Raw genomic sequence first — 9,923 nt, 5'->3', positions numbered from 1 at the left:
GGCCCGGACACCTCCGCGGGTGTCCGGGCCCTTCCGCCGTCGCGGCGGGCGTCAGCCCACCGAGGAGTACGCGATGATGCCGCGCCGCAGCCCCTCGACCGCCTTGCGGGCGGTGCGGCGCAGTTCGGCGTTCTCGCCGGCGGCGTCCTGGATCTGGCCGAGCACGTCGATCAGCTGCTTGGTCCAGCGGACGAAGTCGCCGGCCGGCATGTCGGCGTCGCGCAGCACCGCGTCCAGGCCGTGGCCGAGCGCCCAGCGGTACGCGGCCCAGGCGAAGCCGAGGTCCGGCTCGCGCTGGCCGACGCCCTCGGCGGTGTTGATCCGGTGCTGCTCCTCCAGGGCGTCCAGGTGGCCCCAGATCCGGATCATCTTGCCGAGCGCCTCCTTGGCGCCGCCCTCGGGCACCCGGGGGGCGGCGGCGTCGTCGGACTGCCGGGACTCGTAGACCAGCGCCGAGGCGCAGGCCGCCAGCTCGGCCGCCGCCAGGCCGTCCCAGACGCCCTCGCGGATGCACTCGGAGGCGAGCAGGTCCAGCTCGCCGTAGAGCCGGCCGAGGCGCTTGCCGTCGTCGGTGACGGTGTCCCCGCTGAGGTAGCCGAGGTCGGTGAGCAGGGCGCAGACCCGGTCGAAGGTGCGGGCGATGGTGTGCGTCCGGGAGCGCATCTTGCGCTCCAGCAGGTCGGTGTCGCGGTGCAGCCGGTGGAAGCGCTCGGCCCAGCGGGCGTGGTCCTCGCGCTCGTCGCAGCCGTGGCACGGGTGCTGGCGCAGGGTGGCGCGCAGCCGGGTGATCTCGGGGTCGTCCGCGGCGGCGGCGCGGCCCCGGCGGAAGCGCTCGGCCTCCAGGTGGCCGGCCTTGGTGCGCAGCGCGGAGGCGAGGTCGCGGCGGGACTGCGGGCTGCGCGGGTTGAAGGACTTGGGGATGCGCAGCCGCTCGACCGGGGCGACCGGGTACGGGAAGTCGATCATGGCGAGCCGCTTGACCTGCCGCTCGGCGGTGAGCACCACCGGGCGGGGGCCGTCCTGGTAGTCGGGGTGGCGCGGGCCGCCCCGGCCGCTGCGGCTGACCGGCGGCAGGCCGGGGTCGAGGACGAGCGCGAGGCCGGCGAACTTGCCGGTGGGGACGTGGATGACGTCGCCCGGCTTGAGCTGCTCGATGGCCTCGATCGCGGCGGCCCGGCGCTGGCTGGTGCCCTCGCGCGCGAGGTCGTTCTCGCGGTCCTTGAGCTGCCGGCGCAGCGCCATGTACTCCTGGAAGTCGCCCAGGTGGCAGGTCATGGACTCGCGGTAGCCCTCCAGGCCCTCCTCGTTGCGCTGGACCTGCTTGGCGATGCCGACCACCGAGCGGTCGGCCTGGAACTGCGCGAAGGAGGTCTCCAGCAGCTCGCGCGAGCGGTGCCGGCCGAACTGGGAGACCAGGTTGACCGCCATGTTGTAGGACGGCTTGAAGGAGGAGCGCAGCGGGTAGGTGCGGGTGCCCGCGAGGCCGGCCAGGGCCTCCGGGTCGAGGCCGCGCTGCCACAGGACGACGGCGTGGCCCTCGACGTCGATGCCGCGCCGCCCGGCCCGTCCGGTGAGCTGGGTGTACTCGCCGGGGGTGATGTCGGCGTGGGTCTCGCCGTTCCATTTGACCAGCTTCTCCATGACCACCGAGCGGGCGGGCATGTTGATGCCGAGGGCGAGGGTCTCGGTCGCGAAGACGGCCTTGACCAGGCCCTTCACGAACAGCTCCTCGACGACCTCCTTGAAGCGCGGCAGCATCCCGGCGTGGTGGGCGGCGATGCCGCGCTCCAGCCCGTCCAGCCACTCGAAGTAGCCGAGGACGTGCAGGTCCTCGTCGGGGATGTCGGCGCAGCGCTCCTCGACGATCGCGCGGACCTGGGCGCGCTCGGCGTCCTTGTTGAGCCGCAGCCCGGAGGAGAGGCACTGCTGCACGGCGGCCTCGCAGCCGGCCCGGCTGAAGATGAACGTGATCGCGGGCAGCAGGCCCTCGGCGTCGAGCCGGTCGATGACGTCGACCCGGCCCGGCGTCCAGACCTTGCCGGGCCGTCCGTTGGGCATGCTCCGCCCGCGGCCGCGGCCGAACCGGTCGCGCGGGTTGCGGTCGAGCTCGGAGCGGGCGAGCCGGACCAGCTCGGGGTTGACCGCCTTGCCGGGGTTGCGCGGGGCGTCCTTGGGGCGCCCGTCGCGGTCCGGGTTGGCGAACAGGTCGTACATCCGGTTGCCGGCCATCACGTGCTGCCAGAGCGGCACGGGGCGGTGCTCGGAGACGATGACCCTGGTGCCGCCGCGCACGGTGTCCAGCCAGTCGCCGAACTCCTCGGCGTTGGAGACGGTCGCGGAGAGCGAGGCCAGCACCACCGACTCGGGGAGGTGGATGATGACCTCCTCCCAGACGGCGCCGCGGAAGCGGTCGGCGAGGTAGTGGACCTCGTCCATGACCACGTAGCCGAGGCCGTCGAGCGCGGACGAGCCGGCGTAGAGCATGTTGCGCAGCACCTCGGTGGTCATGACCACCACGGGTGCGTCGCCGTTGACGCTGTTGTCACCGGTGAGCAGGCCGACCTTGGCGGCGCCGTAGCGCTTGACCAGGTCGCCGTACTTCTGGTTCGAGAGCGCCTTGATGGGCGTGGTGTAGAAGCACTTGCGCCCGCTCTGCAGGGCGAGGTGCACGGCGAACTCGCCCACGATGGTCTTGCCGGAGCCGGTGGGCGCGGCCACCAGGACCCCTTCGCCGGCCTCCAGGGCCTCGCAGGCGCGGAGCTGGAAGTCGTCCAGCGGGAAGTCGTAGAGCTGCTGGAAGCCGTACAGGGCGGTCGCCTGCTCCTTGGCCCGGCGGCGGAAGGCCGCGTACGCCTCGGCGGGGCTGAGCTCCCGCTCCTCCTGGTGCTCGGGCACGGGGTTCATCGCCGTCCGGGTGTGATTGGTGTGATCTCGCATCTCAGCGAGAGGTTACCCGGGAGGACCGACATCGATAGCACCGTTTTTCCGGTCCACTGGATCAAATCTCTCTCAGATCCATAGTTGCAAATGTCTTCAACTTGGCGCGACCCGATCAAATTCGACCAGCTGTGGTCATTCGCGGTGAATCCTCGTCCGTTCTCCCTACATTCGGAACACAGCCACCACGGACAGCAGTCAGTCACTCACAGGAGGAGCGGAGCGATGGCGAATCTGGAGACGTCCCTCAAGGAAGCCATGTCCATCGACGGCGCCATCGGCGTCGCCCTGGTCGACTACGGCAGCGGCATGGCCCTCGGCAGCCTGGGCGACGGCGGGGAGCTCGACCTCAACGTCGCCGCCGCCGGCAACACCGACCTGGTCCGCGCCAAGATGCGGACGATGGAGATGCTCAACCTCCACGACAACGAGATCGAGGACATCCTGGTCAGCCTGACCAGCCAGTACCACCTGGTCCGCCCACTCACCACCAAGGGGGGCCGCGGCCTGTTCCTCTTCCTCGCGCTCAACCGCACCCGCTCCAACCTCGCGATGGCCCGCCACCAGCTCAAGCGGATCGAAGTCGGACTGGAGATCTGACCGCACCGGCGACCACGAAAGGGAGCGCCGTGCCGGTCCCGCTGTACCAGGCCAAGGCCGAGTTCTTCCGGATGCTCGGCCACCCCGTCCGGATCCGGGTGCTGGAGCTGCTGCAGGCCGGGCCCACCCCGGTCCGCGACCTGCTCGCCGAGCTGGACGTGGAGCCGTCCAGCCTCTCCCAGCAGCTCGCGGTACTGCGCCGGTCCGGCATCGTCACCGCCACCCGGGAGGGCTCCACCGTGGTGTACGCGCTGGCCGGCGGCGACGTCGCCGACCTGCTGCGGGCCGCCCGGCGGATCCTCACCGTACTGCTGGCCGACCAGGGCCAGCTGCTGGCCGAACTGCGGGCCGCCGCCGAGTAGCGGGCGGCGGCCCGCAGCGGGGCGGCGGGGTACCGGGCGGGCGCGTACCGCGGGCAGGCGGGGTACCGGGCCGGGGTCAGAGCAGCTCGCCCAGTCCGGCCGCCAGCCGCTCGTACTCCCCGGGCCGGTTGTACAGCTGCGCGCTGACCCGCAGCACCCCGCCGCCCGGCCAGGGGCGCACCACGATCCGGGTGGCCAGCCGCCGCCACACCGCGGCCATCAGCGCCCGGGCCCCCCGGTCGTCCTCGCCGCAGCCGGGCGGCAGCCGCAGGGCGCGCATGGCGACGCCGGGGGCGGCCGGCAGCGGGTGCAGCCCCGTGCGCTCGGCGAGCAGCCGCTGCCCGTACGCCGCCAGCCGCTCGTTGTGGCGGCGGACCCGGTCGGCGCCGAGCGAGTGCAGCACCCCGAAGCCGGCCGGGGCGGCCAGCCACGGCGTGTAGTCGCAGGTGCCGCGCCACTCGACCCGGGCCGGGAAGCCCCGGTCGTGCTCCCAGGAGAGCATCAGCGGGCGGATCCGCTCGGGCCACCGCGGGCCGACGGCGAGCACGGCGGCGGCCCGCGGGGCGAAGGCCCACTTGTGCAGGTTGCCGACCCAGAAGTCCGCGGCGGCGTCCACCGGGGCGGGCAGCATGCCGGGCGCGTGCGCGGCGTCCACCACGGTGGTCACGCCGCGCACGCGCAGGGCGGCGAGCAGCGCGGGTCCGGCGACCAGCCGGGCGGTGGGCGAGGTGACCAGGTCGAGCACGGCCACCGCGGTCCGCCCGGTGACGGCGCCGAGCACGGCCTCCCGCACGGCCGCCTCGTCCGGGAGGTCCGGCGGCAGGCGGACGGTGTCCACGACGGCGCCGGTCTCCCCGGCACGCCGCAGGACGGCCCGGGTGACGGCGCCGTAGCCGTGGTCGGTGACCAGGATCCGGTCGCCGGGCGCCAGCGGGATGCTGTCCAGCGCGACCGCGACGCCCTCGGTGACGTTGGTCAGCAGAGCCGTGCGCGCCGGATCGGCACCCAGTTCGGCGGCGACGGCCGTGCGGGCGGCGGCCACCCGGTCGAGCAGTCCGGCGAAGAAGCCGTCCGGGTCCCGTTCCTGCTCGGCCCGCAGCCGCTGCTGGAGCTCCTGCACGGGGACGGGCACCGCGCCGTACGAGCCGTGGTTGAGGTGGGCCGTGCCGCGGTCCAGGGTGAAGAGCTCCCCGGCGCCGGGGAGCGGTTGCGGCGCCCCGTTCTCGTCCATCGCGTCCTCCCGTCCGGGGTCCGACCCGGACCCGAAAATGATGTGTGACATTTCACATGTCATCCTACTGGTGGCCCGGCCCGCCCCGCCGCCACCATCGGGCGGTGACCATCTCCGACCCCTTCCTCGCCCTCAGCACCCGCACCGGGCGCTTCACCCACGGCTCCCCCCGGGCCGTCACCCCGGCCGCCGACGGCACCCGGCTCCTGCTGCTGCGCTCCACCGGCCCGGAGGACCCGGTCGACCGCCTCTGGCTGCTCGACCTCGCCACCGGCACCGAGCGGCTCGCCGCCGACCCCGCCGAGCTCGTGCCCGGCCGCACCGGCGACCGCTTCGACCTGCCCCCCGTCGAACGCCACCTGCGCGAACGGATCCGCCTCACCGCCGCCGGCATCGGCGCGTACGCGGCCACCGCGGACTGCTCGGTCGCCGCGTTCACCCTCGACGGACGGCTGTTCCGGGTCGACACCGCCACCGGCACCACCACCGAACTCCCCACCGCCGGGCCCGCCCACGACCCCCGCCCGGACGCCACCGGCCACCGGATCGCCTACGTCGCCGAGGACGCCCTGCACGTCACCCCCGGCCCCGACCCGCTCAGCCCCGCCGACGGCGCCCGCTGGGGCGTCGCCGAGTTCGCCGCCGCCGAGGAGCTCGGCCGCAGCCGCGGCCACTGGTGGCGGCCCGACGGCGGCGCCCTGCTCGCCACCCGGGTCGACGAATCCGCCCTGCCCCGCCGCCACTTCGCCGACCCGGCACACCCCGACCGGGCCCCCGAGGACTTCGCCTACCCGCAGGCCGGCGGGCCCAACGCCGACGTCCAGCTCTGGGTCCTCGGCCTGGACGGCAGCCGGGTGCGCCTGCGCTGGGACTCCGCCGCACTCCCGTACCTGTGCAACGCCCGCTGGGCCGACGACGGCGAGATCCTGCTGACCGTCGCCGACCGGCTGCAGCAGAACGTGCTGCTGCTCACCGCCGACCCCGCCACCGGGACGACCGCCGAACTCTCCCGCACCACCGACGCGTTCTGGGTCGACGACCTGCCCGGCACCCCCGACCGGCTGGACGACGGCCGGCTGCTCACCGTCCACGACACCCCCGGGGCCCGCGGCCTGGCGGTGGACGGCAAGCCGCTCGACACCGCCGGCCTGCAGATCCGCCGGGTGGTCGGCCGGCTGAACGGCCGGCTGCTCACCGAGACCACCGACGGCGACCCGGCCGACCAGCACGTCCACCTGATCGACCCGGACGGCGGCGCCCCCGAACGGCTCAGCGAGGGCCCCGGCGTGCACAGCGCGCTCGCCGCCGCCGACACCCTGCTGCTCACCTCGGCCCGCCCGGACGGCTTCACCCGCCGGGTGCTGCACGCCGGCGCCGAATCGGAGCTCACCGACCTCTCCGCCGAACTGCCGTACCGGGTCGACCCGCAGCTCGCCCGAGTCACCGAACTCGGCCTGCCCACCAGCGTGGTGTACCCGCGCGACCACACCCCCGGACGCCGGCTGCCGGTCCTGCTGGACGTCTACGGCGGCCCCGGCGCCCAGGCGATCGCCACCGAGCCGCGCCGCTGGCAGCTGCGCCAGTGGTGGGCCGACCAGGGCTTCGCCGTGGTCACCACCGACAACCGCGGCACCCCGTTCGTCTCCCCCGACTTCGCCCGGGCGATCTTCCGCCGGTTCTCCCAGGTCGCCCTGGACGACCAGGTGGCCGCCCTGCACGCGCTCGCCGAGCGCCACCCCGACCTCGACCTCGGCCGGGTCGGCGTGCGCGGCTGGTCGTACGGCGGGTACTTCGCCGCGCTCGCGGTGCTGCGCCGCCCGGACGTCTTCCACGCGGCCTGCGCGGGCGCCCCGCCGACCGACTTCCGGCTGTACGACACCGCGTACACCGAGCGCTACCTCGCCCTGCCGCAGGACAACCCGGCCGGGTACGAGGCGGACTGCCTGATCCCCGACGCGCCGTCACTGACCCGGCCGCTGCTGCTCGTCCACGGCCTGGACGACGACAACGTGCACCCCTCGCACACCCTGCGGCTCTCCGCGGCACTCACCCGGGCGGGCCGGCCGCACAGCGTGCTGCCGCTGCCGGGCATCACCCACATGACGCCGGGCGGGGTGGCGGAGCAGCTCGCCGCCGCCGAACTCGCCTTCCTGCGCGACGCCCTGGCCCGTTAGAAGCGGTCGGGAGGTCCGGACCGGGCCGGACCTCCCGACATCTTCCATGTGACCCATCACATGTGAAATATTACCTGCGCCCCTCGACCACCACCGTCCGGAAAGGACCGGTCAGTTGCGCAGACTGTCCGCGGTACTCGCGGCGACGCTCACCACGAGCGCGATAGCGGCCACCCTCCTCGGCTCCCCCGCCCAGGCCGCACCCCTGCCCCCCGCCCCCACCCCGGCCCTGGCCGCCGCACACGCCGGCGCCGAGGGCGCCGAGGCCCCGCCCGGCCCGCTCGCCCCGCAGGAGCGCGAGCGCCAGTCGCTGCGCACCAAGGCCCTGGAGAAGCTCAACAAGGGCGCCGTGGCGAAGACTTCGGACAAGCGGGCGCCCGCAAAGGTCCGGATCGGCAACGACTACGTCCAGCTCGCGCAGGAGCGCAAGGACAAGGTCTTCGTCATCCTCGCCCAGTTCGGCGACCAGGTCGACAGCACCACCCAGCACAACGGCCAGCCCCGCTACGGCGGCACCCCCGGCCCGCGGCACAACCAGATCCCCGAGCCCGGCAAGGGCGACAACCACACGCTCTGGAGCGGCGACTTCGACCGCGCCCACTACCAGCAGATGTTCTTCGACGACCGGCCCGGCTCGGTGTCGATGCGCAACTACTTCCGCACCCAGTCCTCCGGCCGCTACGACATCGAGGGCACCGTCAGCGACTGGGTCACCCTGCCCTGGAACGAGGCCCGCTACGGCAGCAACAAGGGCCCGCAGGGCTCCGGCGCCTGGACGCAGGGGCAGGAGTTCATCCGCGACGCGGTGAAGGCCTGGTACGACGGCGAGGTCGCCAAGGGCCGCAGCGCCGCCGACGTGAAGGCCGAACTGGCCCAGTACGACGTCCACGACCGCTACGACCACGACAAGAACGGCGAGTTCGGCGAGGCCGACGGCTACCTGGACAACGTGATCGTGGTGCACGCGGGCGTCGACGAGACCTGGGGCGGCGGCGCCCAGGGCGCCGACGCGCTGTGGGCGCACCGCAGTTGGGCCTTCCCGGACCCGGCCGGCCAGACCGGCCCCGAGGGCAACCGGATCGGCGGCGCCCCGGTCGGCGACACCGGCCTGTACGTCTACGACTACGTCCAGGCCGGCGAGAACAGCGGAGTCGGCCTGTTCGCCCACGAGTTCGCCCACAACCTGGGCCTGCCCGACCTCTACAGCACCAGCGGCGGCGACAACAGCGTCAACTTCTGGTCGCTGATGTCCTCCGGCTCGTACCTGGGCAAGGGCCGGAACACCACCGGCGGCTACCCCGGCGACCTCGACGCCTGGAGCAAGCTGCAGTTCGGCTGGCTGAACTACGACGAGGCGCAGGCCGCCACCCGCTCCAGCCACGCGCTCGGGGTCAGCAGCTACAACACCGACCAGGCCCAGGCCGTCCTGGTCCACCTGCCGGACGGCACCACCACCACGCAGCTCACCGAGCCGCGCGAGGGCGCCAAGCACTGGTGGAGCGACAAGGGCGACAACCTCGACAACTCCCTCGCCCGGGACGTCGACCTGCGCACGGCCGGCGGCCCGGCCGCCCTCGACGCCGCCGTCTGGTACGACATCGAGCAGGACTACGACTTCCTCGCGGTCGAGGCCTCCACCGACGGCGGCAAGACCTGGACCGCCCTCGGCGGCACCGTCGACGGCGCCCCGATCGGCAACACCACCGCCAACACCCCCGGGCTCAGCGGCACTTCGGGCGCGTACCGGCAGCTGCACATCCCGCTGGACGGCTACGCGGGCCGGCAGGTCCGGCTGCGCTTCCACGTCACCTCGGACAGCAACACCCACGGCCGCGGCGTGCTCGTGGACTCCGTGCGGATCACCGCCGGCGACACCGTCCTGGCCTCCGACGGCGCCGAGAACGGCCCCAACGGCTGGACCGCGACCGGCTTCTCGGTCGTCACCGGCCGCGACGCGGTCAAGCAGCACCCGCGCGCCTACCTGGTCGAGAACCGCCGCTACGCCGGTTACGGCGCCTTCCTGAAGACCGGCCCGTACAACTTCGGCTACACCGGCATCGAGAAGAAGAAGGACACCGTCGACTTCTACCCGTACCAGGAGGGCGTGCTCATCTGGCTCTGGGACACCGGGTACACCGACAACAACACCAAGGACCACCCCGGCGGCGGCATGATCCTGCCGATCGACGCCCGCCCGACGCCGATCCGGTTCGCCGACGGCACCCTGGTCAACGGCCGCGCCCAGACCTACGACGCGACCTTCTCGCTGAAGCCCACCACCGCGTTCACCCTGCACAAGGCGGGCGTCCCGGTGCGGATCGCCTCCCGGCCGGCCGTCCCGGTCTTCAACGACCGCACCGGCGTCTACAGCGACCCGGCCACCCCGCAGCTGGGCGTGAAGGTGCCGGACACCAACACGAAGATCGAGGTGGTCCGCGAGTCCCGCGACGGCCGCCTCACCACCGTCCGGGTCGCCCCGGCCTCCTGAGGCCCCGCCCGCACGACGAACGCTCCCACCCCGGGGCCCGGCCCTCCCACAGGCCGGGCCCCGGTCCCGTCCCCGGGTGCTGCCTCCGGCCTCCCGGACACACAGCTGCCGGGCATCCGTCCGTACGGATG

At 73.6% G+C, this 9,923-nt stretch carries 6 protein-coding genes; 4 read left to right on the top strand and 2 right to left on the bottom strand.

Going from position 1 to position 9,923, the window contains the following annotated elements:
* Positions 1 to 51 precede the first annotated feature (51 nt).
* A complete protein-coding gene (locus ACWGB8_RS36265) occupies positions 52 to 2,904 on the bottom strand; it encodes a DEAD/DEAH box helicase (protein WP_452217928.1) in 2,853 nt (950 codons plus the stop codon).
* 258 nt (positions 2,905 to 3,162) lie between these two features.
* Here ACWGB8_RS36265 and ACWGB8_RS36260 point away from each other — a divergent pair, with 258 nt between their 5' ends.
* Together ACWGB8_RS36260 and ACWGB8_RS36255 are read left to right on the top strand one after the other, a co-directional pair.
* Positions 3,163 to 3,537, top strand: a complete 375-nt coding sequence (locus ACWGB8_RS36260) for a hypothetical protein (protein ID WP_452217927.1) — start codon at positions 3,163 to 3,165, stop codon at positions 3,535 to 3,537.
* Positions 3,538 to 3,566: 29 nt separating this feature from the next.
* Positions 3,567 to 3,899 (top strand): ArsR/SmtB family transcription factor, encoded by a 333-nt coding sequence (locus tag ACWGB8_RS36255; protein WP_452217926.1) that lies wholly within the window; start codon positions 3,567 to 3,569, stop codon positions 3,897 to 3,899.
* Positions 3,900 to 3,975: 76 nt separating this feature from the next.
* Here ACWGB8_RS36255 and ACWGB8_RS36250 read toward each other — a convergent pair whose 3' ends face one another.
* Positions 3,976 to 5,181 carry an aminotransferase class V-fold PLP-dependent enzyme gene (locus tag ACWGB8_RS36250; RefSeq protein ID WP_452217925.1) on the bottom strand — a complete coding sequence of 402 codons (1,206 nt, stop codon included), beginning with the start codon at positions 5,179 to 5,181 and terminating at the stop codon, positions 3,976 to 3,978.
* Between the two features lie 53 nt (positions 5,182 to 5,234).
* On the opposite strand from ACWGB8_RS36250, the gene ACWGB8_RS36245 reads away from it, so the two are divergent.
* Both ACWGB8_RS36245 and ACWGB8_RS36240 read left to right on the top strand, forming a co-directional pair.
* Positions 5,235 to 7,304, top strand: coding sequence for a prolyl oligopeptidase family serine peptidase (locus ACWGB8_RS36245; protein ID WP_452217924.1), 2,070 nt, complete (start codon positions 5,235 to 5,237; stop codon positions 7,302 to 7,304).
* Positions 7,305 to 7,419: 115 nt separating this feature from the next.
* Positions 7,420 to 9,792, top strand: coding sequence for an immune inhibitor A domain-containing protein (locus ACWGB8_RS36240; protein WP_452217923.1), 2,373 nt, complete (start codon positions 7,420 to 7,422; stop codon positions 9,790 to 9,792).
* Positions 9,793 to 9,923: the final 131 nt, after the last annotated feature.

It is taken from the genome of Kitasatospora sp. NPDC054939 (assembly GCF_053610105.1).
This window is presented reverse-complemented; position numbering and strand designations above follow the sequence as displayed.